Source organism: Aeromonas genomosp. paramedia (assembly GCF_023093515.1).
In the GTDB taxonomy this organism is placed as follows: Bacteria; Pseudomonadota; Gammaproteobacteria; order Enterobacterales; family Aeromonadaceae; genus Aeromonas.
The window spans coordinates 196,458-218,196 of record NZ_JAAROG010000018.1; the positions used below are offsets into that span (position 1 = coordinate 196,458).

Annotated in this window: 18 protein-coding genes and 1 pseudogene; 15 read left to right on the top strand and 4 right to left on the bottom strand. The window is 65.3% G+C overall.

The features are described 5' to 3' along the window. Positions 1–147: 147 nt before the first annotated feature. The 5 genes from HB860_RS14015 (at position 148) to HB860_RS14035 (ending at position 5,687) form a co-directional block, all read left to right on the top strand. Entirely contained in the window at positions 148–693 is a 546-nt protein-coding gene (locus tag HB860_RS14015; protein WP_025327877.1) for a hypothetical protein, read from the top strand. Between the two features lie 56 nt (positions 694–749). Further along, positions 750–1,787, top strand: a complete 1,038-nt coding sequence (locus HB860_RS14020; protein ID WP_247627048.1) for a glycosyltransferase family 2 protein — start codon at positions 750–752, stop codon at positions 1,785–1,787. Next, on the top strand, positions 1,784–2,155 hold the full coding sequence (locus HB860_RS14025) for a GtrA family protein (protein ID WP_005324511.1): 372 nt from the start codon (positions 1,784–1,786) through the stop codon (positions 2,153–2,155). Before HB860_RS14020 ends, HB860_RS14025 begins: the two co-directional genes overlap by 4 nt. Beyond that, on the top strand, positions 2,155–3,321 hold the full coding sequence (locus tag HB860_RS14030) for a hypothetical protein (protein WP_139436507.1): 1,167 nt from the start codon (positions 2,155–2,157) through the stop codon (positions 3,319–3,321). The genes HB860_RS14025 and HB860_RS14030 overlap by 1 nt, the downstream gene beginning before the upstream one ends. Positions 3,322–3,560: 239 nt before the next feature. After that, complete coding sequence (locus HB860_RS14035) at positions 3,561–5,687, top strand: alpha-amylase (protein WP_247627049.1); 2,127 nt, start codon at positions 3,561–3,563, stop codon at positions 5,685–5,687. A 71-nt stretch (positions 5,688–5,758) separates the two neighbouring features. Here HB860_RS14035 and HB860_RS14040 read toward each other — a convergent pair whose 3' ends face one another. Then, positions 5,759–6,385, bottom strand: coding sequence for a glutathione S-transferase N-terminal domain-containing protein (locus tag HB860_RS14040; RefSeq protein WP_247627050.1), 627 nt, complete (start codon positions 6,383–6,385; stop codon positions 5,759–5,761). A 159-nt stretch (positions 6,386–6,544) separates the two neighbouring features. On the opposite strand from HB860_RS14040, the gene HB860_RS14045 reads away from it, so the two are divergent. The 5 genes and pseudogenes from HB860_RS14045 (at position 6,545) to HB860_RS14070 (ending at position 10,281) form a co-directional block, all read left to right on the top strand. Then, the gene (locus HB860_RS14045) at positions 6,545–7,189 is read left to right on the top strand and encodes a response regulator (protein ID WP_005324525.1); all 645 of its coding nucleotides are present in this window, start codon (positions 6,545–6,547) and stop codon (positions 7,187–7,189) included. A 120-nt stretch (positions 7,190–7,309) separates the two neighbouring features. Continuing rightward, positions 7,310–7,414: pseudogene (locus tag HB860_RS14055) on the top strand (DNA-binding response regulator); the annotation flags it as partial. Between the two features lie 88 nt (positions 7,415–7,502). Then, positions 7,503–8,084 carry a TetR/AcrR family transcriptional regulator gene (locus tag HB860_RS14060; protein WP_247627051.1) on the top strand — a complete coding sequence of 194 codons (582 nt, stop codon included), beginning with the start codon at positions 7,503–7,505 and terminating at the stop codon, positions 8,082–8,084. A 71-nt stretch (positions 8,085–8,155) separates the two neighbouring features. Continuing rightward, the gene (locus HB860_RS14065; RefSeq protein ID WP_247627052.1) at positions 8,156–9,013 is read left to right on the top strand and encodes an alpha/beta fold hydrolase; all 858 of its coding nucleotides are present in this window, start codon (positions 8,156–8,158) and stop codon (positions 9,011–9,013) included. A 122-nt stretch (positions 9,014–9,135) separates the two neighbouring features. Continuing rightward, positions 9,136–10,281: a patatin-like phospholipase family protein gene (locus HB860_RS14070; RefSeq protein WP_247627053.1), complete on the top strand. Its 1,146-nt coding sequence runs from the start codon at positions 9,136–9,138 to the stop codon at positions 10,279–10,281. 67 nt (positions 10,282–10,348) lie between these two features. On the opposite strand, the gene HB860_RS14075 is transcribed toward HB860_RS14070, so the two are convergent. Then, entirely contained in the window at positions 10,349–12,301 is a 1,953-nt protein-coding gene (locus HB860_RS14075; protein WP_247627054.1) for a cation:proton antiporter, read from the bottom strand. Between the two features lie 303 nt (positions 12,302–12,604). Here HB860_RS14075 and HB860_RS14080 point away from each other — a divergent pair, with 303 nt between their 5' ends. Continuing rightward, a complete protein-coding gene (locus HB860_RS14080) occupies positions 12,605–13,447 on the top strand; it encodes a GGDEF domain-containing protein (protein ID WP_247627141.1) in 843 nt (280 codons plus the stop codon). 152 nt (positions 13,448–13,599) lie between these two features. Here HB860_RS14080 and tilS read toward each other — a convergent pair whose 3' ends face one another. After that, on the bottom strand, positions 13,600–14,937 hold the full coding sequence (gene tilS, locus HB860_RS14085; protein ID WP_247627055.1) for a tRNA lysidine(34) synthetase TilS: 1,338 nt from the start codon (positions 14,935–14,937) through the stop codon (positions 13,600–13,602). 127 nt (positions 14,938–15,064) lie between these two features. Between tilS and HB860_RS14090 the strand changes: the two genes are divergently transcribed. The 4 genes from HB860_RS14090 (at position 15,065) to HB860_RS14105 (ending at position 20,371) form a co-directional block, all read left to right on the top strand. Then, entirely contained in the window at positions 15,065–17,095 is a 2,031-nt protein-coding gene (locus HB860_RS14090) for a M13 family metallopeptidase (RefSeq protein WP_247627056.1), read from the top strand. Between the two features lie 114 nt (positions 17,096–17,209). Further along, the gene (locus HB860_RS14095; protein ID WP_139436525.1) at positions 17,210–17,647 is read left to right on the top strand and encodes a PliI family lysozyme inhibitor of I-type lysozyme; all 438 of its coding nucleotides are present in this window, start codon (positions 17,210–17,212) and stop codon (positions 17,645–17,647) included. A gap of 365 nt (positions 17,648–18,012) precedes the next feature. Continuing rightward, entirely contained in the window at positions 18,013–19,752 is a 1,740-nt protein-coding gene (locus HB860_RS14100; protein WP_247627057.1) for an ABC-F family ATP-binding cassette domain-containing protein, read from the top strand. An 82-nt stretch (positions 19,753–19,834) separates the two neighbouring features. Next, the gene (locus HB860_RS14105) at positions 19,835–20,371 is read left to right on the top strand and encodes a GNAT family N-acetyltransferase (RefSeq protein ID WP_247627058.1); all 537 of its coding nucleotides are present in this window, start codon (positions 19,835–19,837) and stop codon (positions 20,369–20,371) included. 59 nt (positions 20,372–20,430) lie between these two features. Here the strand turns inward: HB860_RS14105 and yjeH are convergent, their stop codons facing one another. After that, positions 20,431–21,708: an L-methionine/branched-chain amino acid transporter gene (gene yjeH / locus HB860_RS14110; RefSeq protein WP_247627059.1), complete on the bottom strand. Its 1,278-nt coding sequence runs from the start codon at positions 21,706–21,708 to the stop codon at positions 20,431–20,433. Positions 21,709–21,739: the final 31 nt, after the last annotated feature.

A 21,739-nucleotide genomic window follows, 5' to 3' on the forward strand; every position in this document is an offset into this window, starting at 1 on the left:
ACGACCCCAAAGTCCCTTGGTCTGCAGGGGGATTGGGGGTTAATATGTGAGCAAATTTATTTTTGTGATCCACTATGCTTTTTTTGCAATTGGATTAGCATATGCGCGAATCCAGCCTACCTATCCGTCGGGCATCGAGTGAGTAATATGACCTACAAAAAGTTCGGTTTTCTGGCTGCCATACTGGCATTGAGCGGTTTTTACCTTTACACCCTCTACCTGGCCGCTCACCCCAACGTGAGCCTGGCTTACAAGCTCTATTACCTGGAAGGCAAGACCCGCTTCTGGGAGCACAACTCCAGCATGACTTACCAGCCGGGCAACGAGCTCAACCTGACCAAACCGAGCCGCTTCCTCTCCAGCGAAGGCTGGGCCAAGAAGCCCAGTGCCGAGGGCACCCAGCTCAGTGGCAAGGGAGGCCTCTATTTCGTGCTGCCCAAGCAGCAGGCCCAACCTGAGCAGCTCACCATCCAGGCCAGGATCAACAGCCCGGAAGCAGGCACCCTGCTCAAGGTGGCCCTGGGTCATGATTTCACCACCACGGTCAAGCTGGCCAAGGCGGGCATCAACGAGATCCGGCTCAACCTGCCGGGCGACTCCCTGACGGCCGATCCCAAGCATCCCAACTTCCTGGCGCTCTCCGCTCCGACACCGCTCAACGTCCAGTCGGTACGTCTGACCGTCGCTCAGTGAAGCTGAAGATCCCGGTAGCAGTCTTATAAAATAATTCTTTCAATAAGGAAGTTTCCATGTCCCGTGCCGATTTTCGACTCTCTCTGGTCGTGCCCGTTTACAACGAGGAAGAGAGCATAGACGCCTTCATCAGCGCGATAGATGCCGAACTGGCCCCCCTCAAAGACCGGCTTGAAATCGTGTTCGTCAACGACGGCAGCCGCGACCGCACCCGCGAAGTGGTCGAGCAGGCCATCGCCCGCGACCCGCGCGTGACCCTGGTCAACCTGGCCCGCAACTTCGGCAAGGAAGCGGCCATGACCGCGGGCCTGCATCAGGCCAAGGGCGATGCCATGGTCCCCATGGACGTGGATCTGCAAGATCCCCCCTCCCTCATCCTGGAGTTCGTCAAGCTGTGGCAGACCGGTGACTACGACACCGTCTACGGCATCCGGGTCGATCGCAGCGCCGACACACCGATGAAACGGCTCACCGCAGGCGGCTTCTACCGCTTCTTCAACGCCCTCTCCACCAGCACCAAGCTGCCGGAGAACGCCGGTGACTTCCGACTCATCGATCGCAGGGTGGTCGAGGCTCTCAAGCAACTGCCCGAGCGCAACCGCTTCATGAAGGGGCTCTTCGCCTGGGCCGGTTTCCGTGCCGTCGGCGTTCCCTACGAGCGTCCCGCCCGCCACGCCGGCGAGACCAAGTTCAACTACTGGAAGCTGTGGAACTTCGCCCTCGACGGCCTCATGAGCTTCTCCAGCTGGCCGCTGCGGGTGTGGAGCTACGTGGGGGTCGGCGTCTCCTTCATCGCCTTCCTCTATATCCTCAAGATCATCACCCAGGTGCTCTTCTTCGGCATAGACGTGCCGGGTTACGCCTCCCTGATGTCGGTGATGCTGTTCCTCGGCGGCATTCAGCTGCTGTCGCTCGGCATCATAGGCGAGTACATAGGCCGCATGTTCGTGGAAGTGAAACAGCGCCCCGTCTACCTCATCGAGGGCGTCTACGGCCAGTATGCCCGGCAGGACGCGGGCAAGCAGCCGGATGCGGCGGCAACCCAGAGTGAGAAGGCGCAGGATGCGGACAAGCAGGAGCCGGCGTCCCAATGATCTCCCGCGAGGAATTCTGGCGGCTGGTTCGCTTCGGTTTCGTCGGCGGGGGGGCCACCCTCGTCGATCTGGGCACTTCCATCGCCCTGTTCCACACCTGGCCCGCCATCTCGGAGCATCTGGTCACGACCCTGGCCTTTGCCATCGCGTTCTGGTTCTCGTTTTTCGGCCATCGCTACATCACCTTCCAGAAGCAAGGTGCCGCCAGCAAGTTTCTGCTGGTGGCCCTCTTCTCCCTGGCGGTGCGTAACCTCATCCTGAGCGGCCTGCTGTTTGCGGGCCTCTCCGGACTGCTGCCGGTGGTGATTGCCACCCTGACCGTTACCGTACTCACCTACATACTCTCTCGCGTCTGGGTTTTTGCCTGATGAATGACATGACCAATACTCCTCCCCTCGCCGGGGATGCACTCCCCTATCGCCCGTCACTGCGCATCAGCAGCCGCGACTGGCTGATGATCATCGCCGCCTTCGTGCTGAGCCGGGTGGCCCTGTACGGCATGGGCTATTTCGGTGTCCAGCTCTACGGCGCCCCCGACATAGGCCCGTTGCAAGCCTATTGCCAGTTCGACTGCGTCTGGTTCCAGCGCATCATAGAGAACGGCTACGACCTCTACCCGCGCTGGCTGAGCAAGGGCAACGCGGCGAACTGGGCCTTCATGCCGCTCTACCCCATGCTCGCCGGCGGGCTCTCCAGCCTGCTCAACATGGAGAGCCTGATCGGCCTGATGCTGGTGGCCAACATCGCCTTCTTCATCAGCCTGCCGCTGATGCTGCTGGTGCTGCGCCAGCTCAAGCTGGGGGATGAGACCGCCCGTTTCGGGGTCTGGCTGCTGGCCTTCTCCCCCTTCTCCGCCTACTTCGTCTCCGGTTATACCGAGTCCATGTTCATGGCGCTGATGCTGGGCATGTTCCTGTTCGCCTACCGCGAGCAGTGGCTGATGGTCGCCTTCCTCGGCATCTTCATCTCCGGGACCCGCAACCTGGGGGTCATGATGGTGTTCCCCGTGCTGATCCTGGCGCTGCAGGCCTATGGCTGGCGCGAGTTCTTCCGCTTCACCGAGCGGGCCTTCAAGGTGGTGTTCACCCTCTGGCTCATCCCTCTCGGTCTCTTCTCCTACATGGTCTACCTCTATCACCTGACCGGGGATGCGCTCGCCTTCAAGCACATCCAGGTCGCCTGGGGTCGCTACATGGACAGCCCCCTGGACTGGTGGCTGAGCGGCTTCGAGCTGGGTGGTCGCAAGGCCTACCTCTCCATCATGGTGATCTTCGGCTGGTGCCTGAACGGCTACCTGTTCAGCCAGAAGCGCTGGGCCGAGGCGACCCTGATGTTCATCTGCTGCACCATACCGCTGATGACAGGGCTCAACGCCATGCCGCGCTACATGTTCGGCCTCTACCCGACCCTGCTGGCCATCATCCTGCTGGCCCATCGCTGGCCCTCCATCCGCCCTGCGGTGCTCTGCATCAGCGGCATGGTCGCCTCCTTCATCGCGGTGGCCTTCGTCAACTTCAAGTTCTTTACCGTCTGACGAGCGTTCGCCCGCAGGCGAACAGCCCCACCTGAACATGCCGGTCCATCGACCGGCATTTTTTATGGCGCCGCGCTCCGGGCAGCAGGGCGGCCATCACACTTTGCCGGGCTTGAAAACGTAACCATTTGAACTGACCTCACAAATCGGCATTTTGCCGGTCCAAGCCCACCCGCTGGGCCCCTAGAATGAGTGCCTCAACGGAACCCGATCTCCTCACTCAGCTCAAGGAATGGCCTATGCGTCCCTCGCCTCGTTTCGATCTCCGCCCATCCTCCCTGTGGCTCGCCCTGCTGGCCACGCCGCTGTTCGTCGGTCAGGCGCTGGCCGCCCCCGAGGTGCATCTCCATGTGGATGGCAAACCGGTAGCCGAGGCGCTGACGCTGGACAAGGGCACAGTCACCCTGACCCACAGGCTGGACAAGGGGAGCCACCAGATCCGCATCAGCGATGCGGGCAACAGCTGCGGCACCAGCTTCGGGCCGACCGAGGCCAGGCCCCTCCCCTTCGGCACAGCCCAGCCCATGGACAAGTGCAGCAAGGGGGCGAGTTTCACCCTGAGGGTGATGCTGGCCGGTGACTACGAGTTCACCTTCAACCCGGATACCCCCAGCCTCAAGGTGCTGAGGGCGACCAAGAAGAGCGAGTTCAAGCGCCAACCCCCCACGGAGCCCTGCATCAGCTGGGATGGCGGCCCGGTGACGGTGTCGCTGAAGGGGGTCTGGCCCGACGGCACCCGGCTGCGGGATGCCTACTCGAAACAAGAGGCCGTGGTCAAACAGGGCAAGCTGACCCTGACCCCGAGCAAGGAGAGCGCTGGCCTGCTGCTGCTAGAGCCGGTCGAGGCGGCCAAGGCGGCCCCCTTCAGCTGGGATCAGGCGAGCGTCTATTTCCTCCTGACCGACCGCTTCCACAACGGCGACCCGAGCAATGATCACAGCTTCGGCCGCCAGAAGGATGGCCAGGACGAGGTCGCCACCTGGCACGGCGGCGACTTCAAGGGGCTGACCGAGAAGCTCGACTACATCAAGAGCCTCGGCATGAACGCCATCTGGATCACCCCCATGGTGGAGCAGGTGCACGGCTTCATCGGCGGCGGCGAGCAGGGCAGCTTCCCCTTCTACGCCTACCACGGCTACTGGGCGCTCGACTTCACCAGGATTGACCCCAACTACGGCGACGAGGAGAGCCTGAAGACCCTGGTGGACGAAGCCCACAAGCGCGGCATGAGGATCATCCTGGACGTGGTGATGAACCACGCAGGCTATGCCACCCTGGCCGACCTGCAGGATCTGGGGCTCACCGAACTCACCCAGAACAGCGGCAAACTGCCGAGCCGCTGGAACGAGTGGCGCCCGAGCGGCGGCCTCAACTGGCATGGCTACAACCAGTTCATCGACTATCAATCGAGCGATTGGAGCAGCCAATGGTGGGGCCCTGACTGGGTGCGCGCCGGTCTGCCCGGCTACCCGCAACCCGGCACCGACGACGTCACCGGCTCGGTGGCGGGGCTGCCGGATTTCCTGACCGAGTCCAGCAAGCCGGTGGGCCTGCCGCCGCTGCTGGCGGCGAAAATAGACACCCGCGCCAAGGCCCTGCCCGACGCCACCGTGAGCGACTACCTCATCGCCTGGCACACCGACTGGGTGCGCCGCTTCGGTATCGACGGCTTCCGGGCCGACACCGTCAAGCACCTGGAGCCAGCGGTCTGGGCCAAACTCAAGCAGGCGGGCACGGCGGCGCTCAAGGAGTGGAAGGCCGCCAACCCGGACAAGGCCCTCGATGATCTGCCCTTCTACATGGTGGGCGAGGTGTGGGATCACGGAGTCGCCAAGGATTTCTGGTATCAGAACGGCTTCGATTCCCTGATCAACTTCGACTATCAGCGGGAATTCGCCCTGCCCCAGGCCCAGTGCATGGCGGGCGCCGAGCCCACCTATGCCAGCTACGCCAGCCGCATCAATCAGGATCCCGAGTTCAACGTGCTGAGCTACATCAGCTCCCACGACACCAAGCTGTTCTTTGGCGACTACCAGGACGTGCCGCTGCAACGACGGGTAGCCAACAGCTTTATGCTGCTGCCGGGGGGCATCCAGCTCTACTACGGGGACGAGTCAGGCCGCGGGCTCGCCAAGGATGGCGGCGTGTTCGATCAGAGCGTGCGATCCGACATGAACTGGCAGGAGCTGGGGAGTGGCGACAAGGCCGAACTGGTCAAGCACTGGCAGCAACTCGGCCAGTTCCGCGCCGCCCACCCGGCGGTGGCGGCAGGCAGCCACAAGAAGCTGTCCGATGCCCCCTACGCCTTCGTGCGGGAAAAGGGGGAGGACAAGGTGGTGGTGGTGTTCGCCGGCCGGCAGCCATAACCGGGCCAGTGTCGGACAAGCGATGAGGGGAGCCAGTGGCTCCCCTCTCTCATTGAGCAGGCACGTTCACCTCATGCCGGCTGGCGGGCCGCGGCCGGCCATTGCAGCCGCGCCTTGACCAGGGTCTCCTGCCACAGGGGCCAGGCCAGCAAGGCCTGCTGATAGACCCCCGCCTGACCGGGCAGCGAAATGCCATAGCTCGCCAGCCGATAGGCCATCACCCCGTAGAAGGCATCCAGGATCCCCGCCTCCTCAAAGTAGAAGGGCCCCCGAGCCTGTGACCAGAGCGTCTGCAGCCGGGCCAGCTCCCCCAGGGTCTCCACCGGGGGCTCGCTCTGGGTCGGCGCGCCGAGGAAGAAGGGCAGACGGCTGCGGATCTGGCCAAAGCCCGAGTGCAACTCGGCGCAGAGGCTGCGGGCCAATGCCCGCTCGGCCCGGTCCAGGGGGTAGAGGTGGCGCGACGGGCACAGCTCGTGGAGATACTCGGCGATGGCGAGGGAGTCGTGGATCCGCAGCTCGCCGTCATCCAGCCAGGGCACCAGCCCGGCCGGCGCCGTGCGCTTGAGCCGCGCCAACGCCTTGGCATCCTCCAGATCGAACACCTGCTCCTGCCACTCCAGCCCGCTCATGGCGAGCACCAGCGACGCCCGCATCGCCCAGGTGGAACCTGTGCCTACCGTCAATACCAGGGATCCCATGGATTGCCTCCTGCGTTGGGTTGTTCATGACCATCCCGTCGGCCCCGCTGGCACGACATCCGACGGTCGCCTCACATTTGCGCACCCGCGGGTTTGACCCCCTTGGGGAGCAGTGCTAGTTTGATTTTTCAAAACAATCAGTTAGCAAAAATGTGAGCAATGGACAGCCAATTTACCATCGTCATCGCAGATGACCACCCCCTGTTTCGGGGCGCCCTCTATCAAGCGGTGCACATGGCCATCGACGAGGCCAGGCTGCTGGAGGCCGACTCCATCGACAGCCTGACCCACCTGCTCGCGGAGCACCCGGAAGTCGATCTGCTGCTGCTCGATCTCAAGATGCCAGGCGCCAACGGCTTCGAGGGGCTGGCCTATCTGCGTGGCCAGTACCCGGATCTCCCCATCGTCGTGGTCTCCGCCTCGGAAGATGCCGCCATCATCCAGCAGGTGCTGCGTCTCGGCGCGCTCGGCTTCATTCCCAAGTCGGTGCCCATGAAGGAGCTGGTCAGCGCCCTCAATACGGTGATCGGGGGGGACAACTGGGTACCGGAAGGGATCTCCCTGCATCCCGAGTCCGAGGATGGCCCCGACTTTGCCAGCAAGCTGGCCAGCCTCACCCCCCAGCAATACAAGGTGCTCATCATGCTGCGGGACGGCAGCCTCAACAAGCAGATCGCCTGGGAGCTCAACGTCTCCGAAGCCACCATCAAGGCACACATCACCGCCATCTTCCGCAAGCTCGGGGTCAAGAACCGCACCCAGGCGGTCATCGCCCTGCAGCAAATGGATATCAAGGACAGCTGAGCCTCTTGTCACCCTCGGGGCCCATATCATGCCCATCCTTCAGAAAGCTCGGGGTCAAGAACCGCACCCAGGCGGTCATCGCCCTGCAGCAGATGGATATCAAGGACAGCTGAGCCCCTTGCCGCCCCCAGGGCCCATATCACGCCTATCCTCCGCAAGCTCGGGGTCAAGAACCGCACCCAGGCGGTCATCGCCTTGCAGCAAATGGATATCAAGGAGAGCTGAGCCCCTTGTCTCCACCACTATGGGCGTTTGTTGCTCGACAATTAGCACGATCGTACTTTATGCTGCAGAACCCAGAGAGGAGAGTGCGATGAGCAAGGGCCGCCTGACCCGCGACACCATTTTGCAGACAGCCTTCGAGCAGGCGAGCCAGCAAGGGCTGGAGAGCCTGACCATAGGCTCGCTGGCCAGTGCCTGCGAGATGTCCAAGAGCGGCCTGTTTGCCCATTTCCAGTCTCGCGACAACCTGCAAATCGCCGTGCTCACCCATTCCGCCGAGGTGTTCAGGGAGCGGGTGATCCAGCCGGTGCGCCAGCAGCAGCACGGCACCCAGCAGGAGAAACTGCTGGCCCTGCTGCGGGCCTGGCTGGCCTGGAACCAGAGCTTTGCCGGACGCTGCATGTTCCTCGACGCCTGGACCTCGGCCCAGGAGGGGGAGGTGCAACAGGCGGCCCGCCAGCTGGTGCGCTTCTGGCTCGACTACCTGGCTCGCCAGGTGGTGCAGGGCCAGGAGAAGGGAGAGTGGCGCAGGGATCTGGATCCCTGGCGCGCCGTCTACCGGCTCTATGGCCTCTATCTGGGAGATCAGGTGTTCAATGCCCTGAACTTGTGTCAGGATCCGGCCCGCCACTTCTGGCCCGAGGTGGAAGATCTGCTGACCAGCTGGCGCTGAGGTTCTGGCCCTTCTTTTTAAAAACAGACAAAAAAGCACGACCGTTCGCACATAAAAACCACAGGATGACCATGAGCAGCAAGATCTATTTCAACACCCGCCGCGTCAGCCCGAGCAAGTTGCTGCTGGGGCTTGGCACCCGTCTGCACCACGCGCTGGCCCCGGCCCACGCCAAACGCACCGCCAGCAAGTTGCTGCTCACCCCCCAGCGCCCCACCCGGGAGGTCGCCGCCCCTGCCGGGCTGGTGCAGCAGGCCATCCACACCGGCGAGGGCACCCTGATGAGCTATCGGCTCGGCCAGGGGCCGGTCTGGCTGTTGATGCACGGCTGGTCCGGCAGTGCCAGCCAGTTCTACCCGCTGATGAGCCACATCGCGGCCCAGGGCTTCACGGCGCTGGCCTATGATCACCCCGCCCACGGCCAGAGCGAAGGCAGCACGGGGCACCTGCCCCGCTTCGTGCGCGCCTTCGACGAGATCCTTGCGCGCGTCGGCCCGGTCCAGGGAGTCATCACCCACAGCATGGGGGGCGCCGTCACCCTCAGCAGCCACCACCCCGCCCTCGACGCGCTGCCGCTGCTGCTCATCTCGCCCGTGCTCGACTACGTGCCCCAGCTCTATGGCATGGTGGCCCGCTCCGGCTACTCCATCCGGCTGTTCGATGCTGTGGTCAAGGAGATCGAGCACGAATACCAGCATCCCCTGAGCACTGTCGATCCCCTGGGTCGCCTCGCCCATCGCCAGGGGGTGGCCCTTATCGTTCACGACGAGGAGGACAGGTTCGCCCCCCATAAGGACTCGTTGCGGGCGGTAGAGGATGGCCGCACCCGGCTGGTCAGCACCCGTGGGCTAGGCCATGGCCGCATCCTGGCGAGCCCGCCCGTCTTCGCCGCCTTCGATCAGCTGACCCAGCCCGGAGGCACGGCCTGATCCCGCTGCACCGGTCGCCTCAAAAAATGATGAGGCGGCCCATTTTTATCCGGGATACAACGTCTTATAGTTAAATTGCGCGGTGGCAACCCGCCCTTGCAATCACAATAAGGCGCAGCAGCATGGCCAAACCCAATACAGCTCTCCTGTTGACCGGTGGTGGTGCTCGCGCCGCCTATCAGGTCGGCGTCCTCAAGGCGGTGGCCGAGCTCTACCCCCGCAACCTCGGCATCCCCTTCCCCATTTTGTGCGGCACCTCGGCGGGGGCCCTCAACATCACGGCACTGGCCTGCTACGCCTCCTGTTTTCACCTGGGGGTGCGCAAGCTGGAGTGGGTCTGGCGCCGCTTCGAGACCCATCACATCTTCGACTTCCATCCCTGCCAGCTGCTGTGGCGCACCCTCTATCAGGGCTCAGCCGGTCTCATCAGCCCCCAGAGCAACCGCGCCTTCCACCTGTTCGACAACGCCCCCCTGCGCCGCCTGCTGGATCAGCTCATCGACTATCACCGCATCGATGACAACATCCTCTACGGCAGTCTGGAGGCCATCGCCATCACCGCCTCCGACTATGACGACGGCCTCTCCACCACCTTCTTCCAGGGGCGGGCCGAGCATCAGCCCTGGGAGCGGGCCAGGCGGCGCGGCCTGCGCACCCTGCTCACCTCGGATCATCTGCTGGCCTCATCGGCCCTGCCCTTCGTCTTTCCGGCCACCCCCATCGGCGAGCGCTTCTACGGTGACGGCTCCATCCACCAGCTGAGTCCTCTGAGCCCCGCCATTCACCTGGGGGCGGAGCGGATCCTGCTGGTGACCCTGGACTCCCCCCGTCAGGAGAGCGCGGCCCCCCGTCAGAGCCACCTGACCAGCTCCAACATCGCCAGCCACCTGCTCAACACCGTCTTCTCCGACACCCTCAATTCGGATCTGGAGCGGCTGGGGCGCATCAACCAGACCCTCTCCCTCATCCCGGCGCGGGAGCGCAACCGTCTGAAGCTGCGCCAGGTGGAGACCTGCGTCATCAGGCCGAGCCAGGATCTGGATCTCATCGCCCTCGACTACCTGCCCAGGCTGCCGACCCAGTTGCGCCGCCTGCTGCGGGTGCTGGGGGTGAACGGCCAGGAGAGCAGCAGCCTGGCCAGCTTCCTGATGTTTCACCCGGGGTACTGCCAGCAGCTGATAAGTCTGGGGTATCAGGATGCGCTGGATCAGCGCCAGCACATCGAGTCCTTCCTCGACATCGAAGAGCGGATCCGCGAGGAGGCCTGAACAGGCTTGCTGTCACCAGGGATAGCCGCCACCTGGGCTCGGGCCCTCAAGCCTGTTGAGGGCAGAGCTAGTGTCCCTCCAGCAGGCGCTGCTCCGCCTGCTCCATGGCCACGGCCGTCCCAAACAGTACCAGCCGATCCCCCGCCACCAGCCTCAGTTCGGCCTTAGGCTCCAGGCTGCGCTCCCCGCGATGCACCGCCTTGATGCGCACCTCCCCCAGGGACAACTCCCGCACCCGGCGCCCCACAGCCCAGGCCTGATCGTGCAGCAGCACGGGGTGCAGCCGCTCCAGCAGCTGATCCGTCTCCAGGTTGCCCGCACTCTGATCCCCCCAGTAGAAGCCGTGCAGGAAGCGGTACTGGCTGCTGCGCTCGTGCTCCATGCGCCGGATCACCCGGCCTAGGGGGACGTCGCAGTTGACCAGCAGGTGGGAGACCAGCATCAGGGCCCCCTCCTGGGACTCAGGAATCACCTCGAAGGCCCCGGCCTGCTTGTAGTGCTCGAGGAAGCTGTCGTCCCGGGTGCGCACCAGCACCTTGAGATCCCCCGCCAGCGCCCGGATCTGCATCAGCATGGCATCGACCCGCTTGCGATCGTCGAAGGTGATGATCACCAGGCGGGCCCGCATCAGACCGGCCGCCAGCAGGATGTCGCGCCGGCTGGCATCACCGAATGCCACCTGCTCCCCCGCCAGCTTGGCCTCGCTCACCCGCTCGGGATCGAGATCCAGCGCGAGAAAGGGGATCTCCTCGAGCTTGAGGAAGCGGGCGCAGGTCTGCCCGGTGCGCCCGAAGCCGGCGATGATGACGTGCTGGTGCTTGCTGAGCCCAGACTGGGCGACCCCGGCGCGGGAAAGCAGGGCCGCGTCGGTGAGGGAGTGGGCCAGCCCCAGGGCCCGCTGCACCAGCCAGGGGGTGAGAGAAATGGTGATGACGCCGACGCCGATGAGCAGGGAGACCATCTCGTGACCGAGCAGGCCATGGTGGCTCGCCAGCGCCAGCAGCACGAAGCCGAACTCGCCGACCTGGCTCAGCATGATGCCGGCCGCCATGGCATCGCGCTTGCGCTCCCCCATCAGCCGGCCCGCCAGCAGTACCAGCAGCGACTTGCACAGGATGAGTCCGAGCACGCAGAGCAGCACCTGCCACCAGGCGTTCGCCACCAGCGTCCACTCCATGGTCATGCCGATGGTGATGAAGAAGAGCCCCAGCAGCACGTCCCGAAACGGCTTGATGTCCACCTCCAGCTGATGGCGGTAGTGGGACTCCCCCAGCATCATGCCGGCCAGGAAGGCCCCGAGTGCCATGGAGAGCCCCATCCACTGGGTGAGGGAGGCCGCCAGCAGGGCCACCAGCAGGGTGCTGAGCACGAACAGCTCGTCGGAGCGCGCCCGCGCCACCTCGTGAAACACCATGGGCAGCAACCACTTTCCCACCGCGAGCAGCACCGACAGGGCGAACAGCCCCTTGAGGGAGGCCCAGGCCACCTCCGCCAGCAGGGCACTGCCCTGCACCTCGGGCCTGGCCAGTATGGGGATCATCACCAGGAGCGGCACCACCGCCAGATCCTGAAACAGCAGGACGCTCACCCCGAGCTGGGCACGCCGGGTATGGAGTTGCTGCAACTCCCCGAGCTGCTTGATCACCACGGCGGTGGAGGAGAGGGCCAGGGTGCCGGACACCACCAGCGCCTGGGGGAGACTCAGACCCCACCACCAGCCGAGCCAGAAGAACAGCAATGAGGTGAGCAGCACCTGCAGGCCGCCGACCCCCAGCACCAGCTTGCGCATGGCGAGCAGGCGCGGCAGCGAGAACTCGAGCCCGAGGGAGAACATCAGGAAGACGATGCCGAGCTCCCCTATGGTCTGCATCATGGCCTGCCCGGTGACGATGGCCGCACCATGGGGGCCGAGCAGCATACCGACGAACAGGTAGGCGAGGATCACCGGCTGGCCCAGGCGTCGGAAGATGGCCACCAGCAGAACGGCAGAGAGCAGCAGGATCAACACATCGGCGTACACACATCCCTCCCTCTTATCTGTCTCCATGGCCCGAAGAAGCTGTACCTCAGGCTCCGGCCATCGTCGCTGCCGGGCAGGATCCCGCCCTGGCCGCGGGCGCTCGGACTGCGGCGCACAGGGGTTATTTCCCCTCCCGTTTCATGTTGCTAAGCCTAGCCAGCCCCCTTGTTTTCCATCGAACATATTTTGGGCACGGGGATTGCAAGAAACCGGTCAATGAGTGGAGAGGTGTAAGGCTGCAACGTGGAAAACACATCGTCTTTGAACGGCTTCGGACATGGCATAGAGCAGTGGGTTCAGCAGATGGAGCGGCTCACGCCGCTGACCGGACAGGATACTTATCAGCAGCTTCAGGAGCTGCTGAGGCAACGGGATCTTGACGCCCTGCTGGCAATCTTTGCCGAGCGGGTGGCAAAGATTGTCCGGATCCACACCCTTCACCTCGACTGCGGTCAGCCCCACAGCCTCATCGCCCACGCCCCCCAGGCCCGGCAGGTGCTGCATAGCTATCGCTTCGAGCTGCGCGGCCAGCACGAGCAGTTGCTCGGACAGCTGCAATACGAGCTGGAGCAGCCCCTGAGCGACAGCCAGCGGCGGCAGCTGGGGCAATATCACCAGCTGTTCTGCCTGCCCCTGCCGCTCTATCTGCGGCTGAGCCGGCTGGAGCAGCAGGTGCGGCTCGATCACCTGACCGGGCTTGGCAACCGCTCCTATTTCGACGAGGCCATAGGCCGGGCGGTGGAGCAACACTGCCGGGAGCCCCACGGTCTGGTGCTGGTGCTGCTGGATCTCGATCGCTTCAAACAGGTCAACGACACCTGGGGCCATCCGGTGGGGGATCTGGTGCTGAGCCGCTTCGCCCAGCTGCTGCAGGGCTGCATCCGTGGTACGGATCAGGCGTTTCGCCTCGGTGGCGACGAGTTCGCCCTGCTGCTGCAACCCGCCGATCCCGAGGCCTGGCGCCCGGTCTGGCTGCGGCTGCAACATGTGCTGCACAGCCACAAGGAGCTCAGCGCCTTCTCGGTGGGCTGCAGCCTGGGAGCCGCCAGCTGGCACTCTGGCATGGACGTGCAGCGCCTCTATGCCACGGCGGATGCCCACCTCTACGCCCGCAAGAAGGCCGGGGTAAACGGCCCGTCCGAATAGGGCGGCCTCACGCCACCTCAGCGGCGTTCAGTCAAGGCCCGGGGAACCGGGCCGTCCGAATAGAGCAACCTCCCGCCATCGCAGCGGCCCTCAATCAAGATCCTGTGACCGGGCCGTCCGAATAGGTCGGTCTCACGCCATCGCAGCTGCGTTCAATCAAGATCCGGGGCGACGACTCGCCGCCACTCCCCCTTGATGCCCCCCCCGGACGCCAGAAATCCGTCGCAGACGAAGAGTCCGGCCACCTGCGCCACCTGCTCCCCGTAATAGAGGATGGGGATGCGCCCCCGTTGCCAGGAGGGCACCCCGTACTCTTGCAGCAGCTTCTTCAGGCGCCGGCTGCCCACCCGCCCCACCGGCTTGAGCATGGCGCCGGGCACCACCTGGAAGCGCACCGACAGGGGCTCGTCCGCCCGTGGCGGGCGCAGCCCTTCTGCCCCATCCGATGACAGCAGCCTGAACTGCCCGAGCCCGTCCGGCAGGCAGAGCGTCTCTCCCACCCGGATGGGCAACACCTCCTCACGGGGGGCAAGGCCGGGCGGCACCAGATGGAGTCGCCCCTGAAAGCGGCGGCACTCCAGCCCCTGCAGGCTCAGCCTGGGGTTGGCGTCTTCGCGCGCCAGCGCCACCTCCTGCCACAGCAGCCCCAGCAGCTCCCGGGACGGCATCTCCCCCCCCAGGCGGCGGATCCAGTGGCGCAGCAGGTTGTTGCGCCGCACCGGAGAGAGCGGCCGCAGCGCCTCGATGCGCAGCGCATCGCGCTCCCCGGCCTGTAGCCAGTCCGCCTCCGCCAGCTCGTTGATCAGGGCCTCCTGCTCGGCGCACAGGGCCATGCTGCGCGCCGCGGTCTGGGCCATGGCGGGCCAGCGCGCCTTGAGCTGGGGAATGAGCTGCTGGCGCAGGAAGTTGCGATCGTAGCTCACATCCTGGTTGCTCTCATCCTCCACCCAGCCATAGGGCAGGGTCTCGGCCAGCGCCGCCAGCTCGGCCCGGCTGACCTCGAGCAGCGGGCGCAGCAAGCGGCCGCCGGCGAAGGGCTGGTCCGGCACCATGCCCGCCAGCCCCCGCAGTCCGGCGCCGCGCTTGAGCGCCAGCAGCAGTGTCTCCAGCTGATCGTCCTGATGATGGGCGGTGAGCAGCCACTCCCCCTCCCCCAGGCATGCGGCGAGGCACTGGTAGCGGGCCTCCCGCGCCTGGGCCTCCAGGCTGTCGCCGCTGCCCCGCTGCAGTTGCACCCGCTCGACCATGAGGGGCACCCCCAGTTGCCGGCACACCCCTTCACAATGGGCCACCCAGTGATCGGCGTGCTGGCTCAGGCCGTGGTGGACGTGCAGGGCACGCAGGGCAAGGCCCTGCTCCCGGGCAAAACGCGCCGCCAGCACCAGCAGCACAGTGGAGTCGAGCCCGCCACTGAAGGCCACCAGCAGGCCCCGGGAACCTTCCGGCGCGGGCAGAGTCTGACAAAAACGAGAATAAACACGAGAAATCATAGGCTTCCCCAATACGACCAGGCCGATCTTAGCAGACTCGGGCTTATCAAGCGCTAACCCGACTGCTAGAGTGAGTCTCCTCCCGACCTGGGCCGGGACGCTGAGTAACCCGAATTGGAATCAGACAATGAACAATAAGAAAAGCATACTTGCCGGCCTCATCGGGCTGGCCTTGCTGGCCGGTTGCAGTCAGGGACCGGACCAGGCAGACAAGCACTCCGGCCTCGCGCTGGCCAACATGGACACCAGGGTCAAGCCCGGTGACGACTTCTTCCGTTACGTGAACGGCCACTGGCTGGCCACCGCCAAGATCCCGGACGACAGGCCCGCCGACGGCGCCTTCTACCTGCTGCGGGACAAGTCCCTGGCAGACGTGCGGGTGCTGGTGGAAGGGCTGGACGGCAAGGCCGCCACCGGCACCCCGGCCCAGCAGATCCACGACCTCTACCACAGCTATCTGGATCAGGCCACCCGCAACGCCAGGGGCACCACGCCCCTGCTGCCCCTGCTCGGCGACATCGATCAGATCCATGACGAGCAGGGTCTGGCCCAGGCCTTCGCCCGCGCCGGCAAGCTGGGGGGCAGCGCCCCCTTCGGCTTCTGGATAGACGCGGACGCCAAGGCGCCTGACAGCTATGCGGTCTACCTCTATCAATCCGGGCTCGGCCTGCCGGACCGGGACTACTACCTCAAGCAGGATGCCGCCAGCCAGGCGCTGCGCCAGAAATACGAGCAGCACATCGCCGGCATGCTCGGCCGCTTCGGCGAGGCGGATGCGGGGGCCAAGGCCAAGCGCATCCTGGCCCTCGAGAGCAAACTCGCCCAGATCCAGTGGGACAACGTCGCCCTGCGGGATCGGCAGAAGAACTACAACAAGGCCCCCGTCGGCGAGCTTAAGCGCCTCGCCCCCAGCATCGACTGGAACAGCTATCTGGATCAGGCCGGCTTGAGCGGCCAGCAGAGCCTCATCATAGGCCAGCCGAGCTACCTCTCGGCCCTGGACGAGGTGATGAAGCAGACCCCCATGGGCGACTGGCAGGCCTACCTCAAGTGGCAGCTCATCACCGACTTCGCCCCCTACCTCGACAGCCAGACCGATGCCCAGAACTTCGCCTTCTTCGGCACCACCTTGAGCGGCACGCCCAAGCAGCGCGCCCCCTGGGAGCGGGCCCTGGGGGTACTGGACAACAACCTGGGGGAGGCGGTGGGCAAGCTCTATGTGGAGCGCTACTTCCCGCCAGAGGCCAAGGCCCGCATGGAGCAGTTGGTGGAGAACCTGCGCACCGCCTATGGCCAGAGCATCCAGGAGCTGGACTGGATGTCGCCAGCCACCAAGACCCAGGCCCTGGAGAAACTCGCCAAGTTCAGGCCCAAGATAGGCTACCCGGACAAGTGGAAGGACTACAGCGCCATCGAGATCCGCGCCGATGATCTGGTGGGCAACCTGCAGCGCGCCCGCGCCTTCGAATATGCCGACAGCCTGGCTCGCCTCGGCAAGCCGGTGGACAGGGACGAGTGGCACATGTCGCCCCAGACGGTGAACGCCTACTACAACGCGAGCAACAACGAGATCGTCTTCCCGGCCGCCATACTGCAACCCCCCTTCTTCGACATGAGCGCGGACGACGCCGTGAACTACGGCGCCATCGGCGGGGTCATCGGCCACGAGATGGGCCACGGTTTCGACGATCAGGGGGCCAGATCCGACGGTGACGGCGTGATGCGCGACTGGTGGACGCCCCAGGATCTCAAGGAGTTCCGCTTCCGCACCAGCCGGCTGGTGGCCCAGTACAACCGCTTCGAGCCCATCAAGGGGCAGTACGTCAACGGCCAGTTCACCCTGGGGGAGAACATCGGCGATCTCGGCGGCCTCACCATAGCCCACAAGGCCTACCTGCTGTCGCTGGATGGCAAGGAGGCCCCGGTGCTGGACGGCTTCACCGGGGAGCAGCGCTTCTTCCTCGGCTGGGCCCAGGTGTGGAAGGGCATGTATCGCCCCGAGCTGATGCAGATGCTGCTCGCCTCGGATCCCCACTCGCCGCCCGAGTACAGGGTCAACGGCGTGGTGCCGAACATCCCCGCCTTCTACGAGGCGTTCAACATCCAGCCGGGTGACAAGCTCTATCTGGACCCGGCCAAACGGGTCAAGATATGGTAAACACGAGGTTGACAGGGGCTGGCCAAGCGCCGGCCCCGGGTCGGCCACAGACAGGGCGGGGCCAGGCCCCTGCCCACTGACACAGCAAGACAAGCAGCAACAAGGGTCACATCCATGAAAGCCTTACTCATTACTCTCGGCCTGCTCAGCCTGCCCCTGACCACCCAGGCGGCGGAGGGATTCTTCCAGCAGCTGACGCTGCCCACGGGCCAGGTGCTCACCGTCGGCGAGGGGCGCGGCGAGCCCGCCTCTACCGGCAGCTACGACGTGCGCCTCTACTCAGGCGCCAACCCCGAGTTTCCGCTGGATCAGTTCATCGACGGCAAGGTGATGCCACGCGATGGCAGCATCAAGGCGCTCAAGCTGCTGGATCTCAACGGTGACAAGCAGCCCGAGCTCATCGTCCTGGTGGAGAGCGCCGGCAGCGGCAGCTACCAGAGCGCCGACGCCTTCACCATCAATGGGCAGGAGGGGCTGGAGAGCTTCAACCACGTGGAGGGACTGGCCCCCAATGAAGATGTGATCCAGGCGCTCAAGACACCCCGCGACTGATCCGCCACCGCCATCACAACGCCCCGCCCCGCGGGGCGTTTTGCTGTTACCGTCCCTCTTTTCACCGGATCCCTCCAGCGATCCTGAGGCTGGCCCTCCGATAGACGGCTGTTTTTTATGCGCTTATAATCGCCTCACCCAGCCATCACTAAACACAAGGAGGTAAAAAATGGTTATCCAAGCGTGTCCGATGTTCTCGGCTCGCCTGTTCGGCACATTCGCCCGCTCTTGCCTGCATACCATCGCGCTGCGATAGCGGGTTCGAGCAAAGCCGACTCCTTCCACACCGAGACCTTTCTCGACCGTTGTCGCCAGCGCTCCTGATGACAGGGATCTTCGATCCCGCCATTTTAGAGAGCAAGAGCATGACGACACTGATGAGTACCCACTCCCTGCAGATGACTGCGGGACACCTCCCCTTGTTTGACCACCTCAATCTCGGCATCCAGAGCGGCGATCGCCTGGGCCTGATTGGCGCCAATGGCTGCGGCAAGAGCACACTGCTCGCCCTGCTGGCCGATGAGCTGCAACCCCATGACGGACGAGTGCAGCAGGCCGCCCCCTGCCGCTGCGAGTTCGTGGCCCAGCACCTGCCCCCCAGGCTGCAAGGGCTCGGCACCCGCGCCGTGCTGCAGGATGCCCTGGGGGGTGACCCTGCCGCCGACTGGCAGGTGGACAAGATGCTGACCGAGTTGCAGCTCGAAGAGCAGGCCGAGCTCCCCGCCAGCGCCCTGAGCGGCGGCCAGCACACCCGGTTGCAGATAGGCCGCGCCCTGCTGCGCCAGCCGAACCTGCTGCTGCTCGATGAACCCAGCAACCACCTGGACCTGCCCGCCCTGCTCTGGCTGGAGCAGTTCCTCCTGGGCTGGCGGGGCGCCCTGGTGCTGGTCTCCCACGATGCCCGCCTGCTCGATCGGGTGACCCGCGAGACCCTGATCCTGCGGGACGGGCGACTCCATCGCTTCGTCCTGCCCTGCAGTCAGGCCAGGGTGGCGCTGGCCGAAGAGGACGAGCAGGCCCGCCTGCGCCGGGCCGACGAGCAGAAGGAGATAGATCGCCTGAGTGCCAGCAGCAAGCGCCTCGCCATCTGGGGACGGGAGCATGACAACGAGAAGCTGGTGCGCCAGGCCAAGTCCATGGAAAAACGCATCAGCCGCCTGCAGGAGGAGCAGAGCCAGGTCGCGGCGCCGGCCCCCTGGCGCCTCGAGCTGCACGGGCAGGCACTGCCCGCCGATGCCCTGCTGCGACTGGAAGCCCTCGAGGTGCGCCCCGCCCCCGGCTTGCCACCCCTGCTGCGGGCCGAGGATCTCTGGTTGCGGGCCGGCGACAGGGTCGCCCTGCTCGGCGCCAACGGCACCGGCAAGTCCTCCCTGCTGCGCCAGTGCTGGCGCGAGGTATGCGATCAAGGGCCGGGTGAGGGCTGGTATCGCCACCCAGGCGCCAGCATCGCCTACTACGATCAGTCCCTGCAGCAGCTGGATGGCGACGCCACCCTGAGCGACGCCCTCTATCCCCTGGCGCCCTTGCCGGAGGTGACACGGCGCCAGGCGCTGATCCGCGCGGGCTTCCCCTACTCCCGCCATGGCCAGCGGGTGCACGCCTTGAGCGGGGGTGAGCGGGCCAGGCTGCTGTTCCTCGCCCTCTCCCTGGCGAGCCACCATCTGCTCTGGCTCGATGAACCCACCAACCACCTGGATCTGGCGGGCAAGGAGGAGCTGGCCGAGGCCTTGAACGCCTTCCCCGGGGGCGTCTTGCTGGTCTCCCACGACCGGGATCTGATCGAGCGCAGCTGCAACCGCTTCTGGCTGATCAGAGACGGGCGCATCCAGGAGGCCCACAGTGCCGAGCGGGCCTATGCCGAGCTGCTCGGCGATGCGCCCTCGTTGGCTGCAGACAAGGCAAACCTGGCCGCCTCCGCAATGGTGCAGGCGCCGGCCGGCCCGGCGGATAACAAAGAGGCGCAGCTGGCCCGCTGGTATGAGCTCGATGCCCTGCTGGCCGCCGATCTCGCCCGCAAGCCCAGGCACCAGACGCCGCGGCTGCAGCAAGAGTGGCGCCATGAACTGGCAAGGCTGGCTGGCCTGCTCGGGCTGGTCGAATCATGAGCGCAGCCATGAACCACCTTGACCATCCCCCCTGTCTGACTCAACACAAGCGGCCAGCCACGGCTGGCCGCAAGGAGCCCTCATGAATTCAACTACACCACCGGAGATCAGGCTGGATCCCGTCACCGAGGCCGACCTGCCCCACGTCTATCGCGGCCTGTCGGATCCGAGAGTCATCGCCTGCTACGGCGTCAGCTATGACAGCCTGGCTGCGTGTCAGGCCCAGATGGATTGGTACGCCGAGCTGAACATCACGGGCCGCGGTGCCTGGCACCTGATTCGCAACCAGCACACCAAAGAGCCGCTGGGGGCCATCGGCTACAACGATGCCGACCTTCAGCACCGGCGGGCCGAGCTGGGCTACTGGCTCTACCCCGAACACTGGGGCAAGGGGGTGATGAGCGCGGCGCTGCGGCTGTGGCTCCCGCTCACTTACCGCACCACAGCGCTGCACCGGCTGCTGGCGGTGGTAGAGGAGCCCAACCTCCCCTCCGCCCGCCTGCTGGAGCGGGCCGGCTTTCGCTACGAGGGCACGGCACGGGAGTGTGAGCGCAAGGGGGAAGGCTTCATCTCCCTTCGCCACTACGCCCTGTTGCGCAGCGACCGGCCAGACCTTTAAGCACCACCATTTCTGATAGCCAGTAAAAAGCCCCGCACTGCGGGGCTTTTTTTGGGCGGCTACTTGATGGCGCAGACGTCGCCTGATGCCGGGCGGCGGCGCCTGCGCCGCCACAGGGAGAAGCAGCCGTAGCCCGCGCTCAGCAGCAGGGCGTAGAGCACCTGGGAGGCGAGCGCCACCAGCACGGCCGCGCAGAGCAAGACGCTCACCCCCGCCAGCCCCTTGCCCGTGCCGCCGAGCAGGCGCCAGCCCGCCGCCATGCAGAGCAGATAGACCAGCACGAAGTTGCCGTTGGCGTAGCGGATGAGCTCATCGAGCGGCAGCTTGAGCCAGAGGATCAGGGTGATGGAGACCAGGCAGATGGCGAGCACCCAGCACAGGGCATTGAGGGGGGCACCCCGGGCCGAGAGCCGGGCCAGGGAGGCGGGCAGTTTGCCTTCCCGCGCCATGCTCCAGATAAGGCGCGCAAAGCCCTGCAGATAGATGTTGATGCTGGCGAAGCAGGAGAGATAACCGAGCACCGCCACCAGCCACTTGGCGGTGGGGCCGAACAGCAGGGAGAGCAGGGCCGGAATGGCGGTGGCATTGGTCGCCTCGTCCCCATAGAGACCGTATTTGAGCACCACCAGGGAGTGGACCCAGTAGATGAGCCCCGCCAGCAGCACGCCGCCGAGCAGGGCCAGCGGATAGTCCCGCTCTGGCCGCTTGAACTCCTCCCCCATGTGGGCGAAGGCTTCCAGCCCGACGAAGCACCAGAACATCACCGCCAGCGCCGTGCCCATGGCGGGCCACTCGGCGGCCGTCGGCAGCGGCTGGGCCCCGTCACGCCAGCTCAGATCCCCCTTGAACCAGATGAGCAGGGTCAGCCCCAATATGGCCAGGGCGATGAGCAACTGCAGGTTACCGGAGGAGCGCGCCCCCCTCAGCCCCAGCAGGAAGACCCCGAGCAGGGTCAGCAGCTGGATGGCCCACAGGGTCCACTCCCCCATGTCGAACAGGGCGTGCCAGAAACCGGCGGCTATGGTGAGGGCGGCGGGCAGCCCCACCGGCAGCACCGCCAGAAACAGGAAGGCGGAGAAGCGCTCGGCGCCGTTGCCAAAGGCGAGCCCGATGAGGTGCGGCGCCCCGCCCGCATGGGGGTAGCGGCGCCCGAGCCGGGCGAAGGTGAAGGCGATGGGCAGCACCAGTACGATGAGCAGCACCCAGGCCCAGAGCGAGGCCCCTCCCGCCAGCGAGGCTGCGGTCGCCGGCACCACGAAGATCCCGGTGCCGAGCAGTGAGGTAGCGAGCAGCCCCATCCCCTGCCAGAGCCCGAGATCCTTTTTCAACCCAGACATATCCTTTTGTCCCGTCTAGAAAAACATCCCG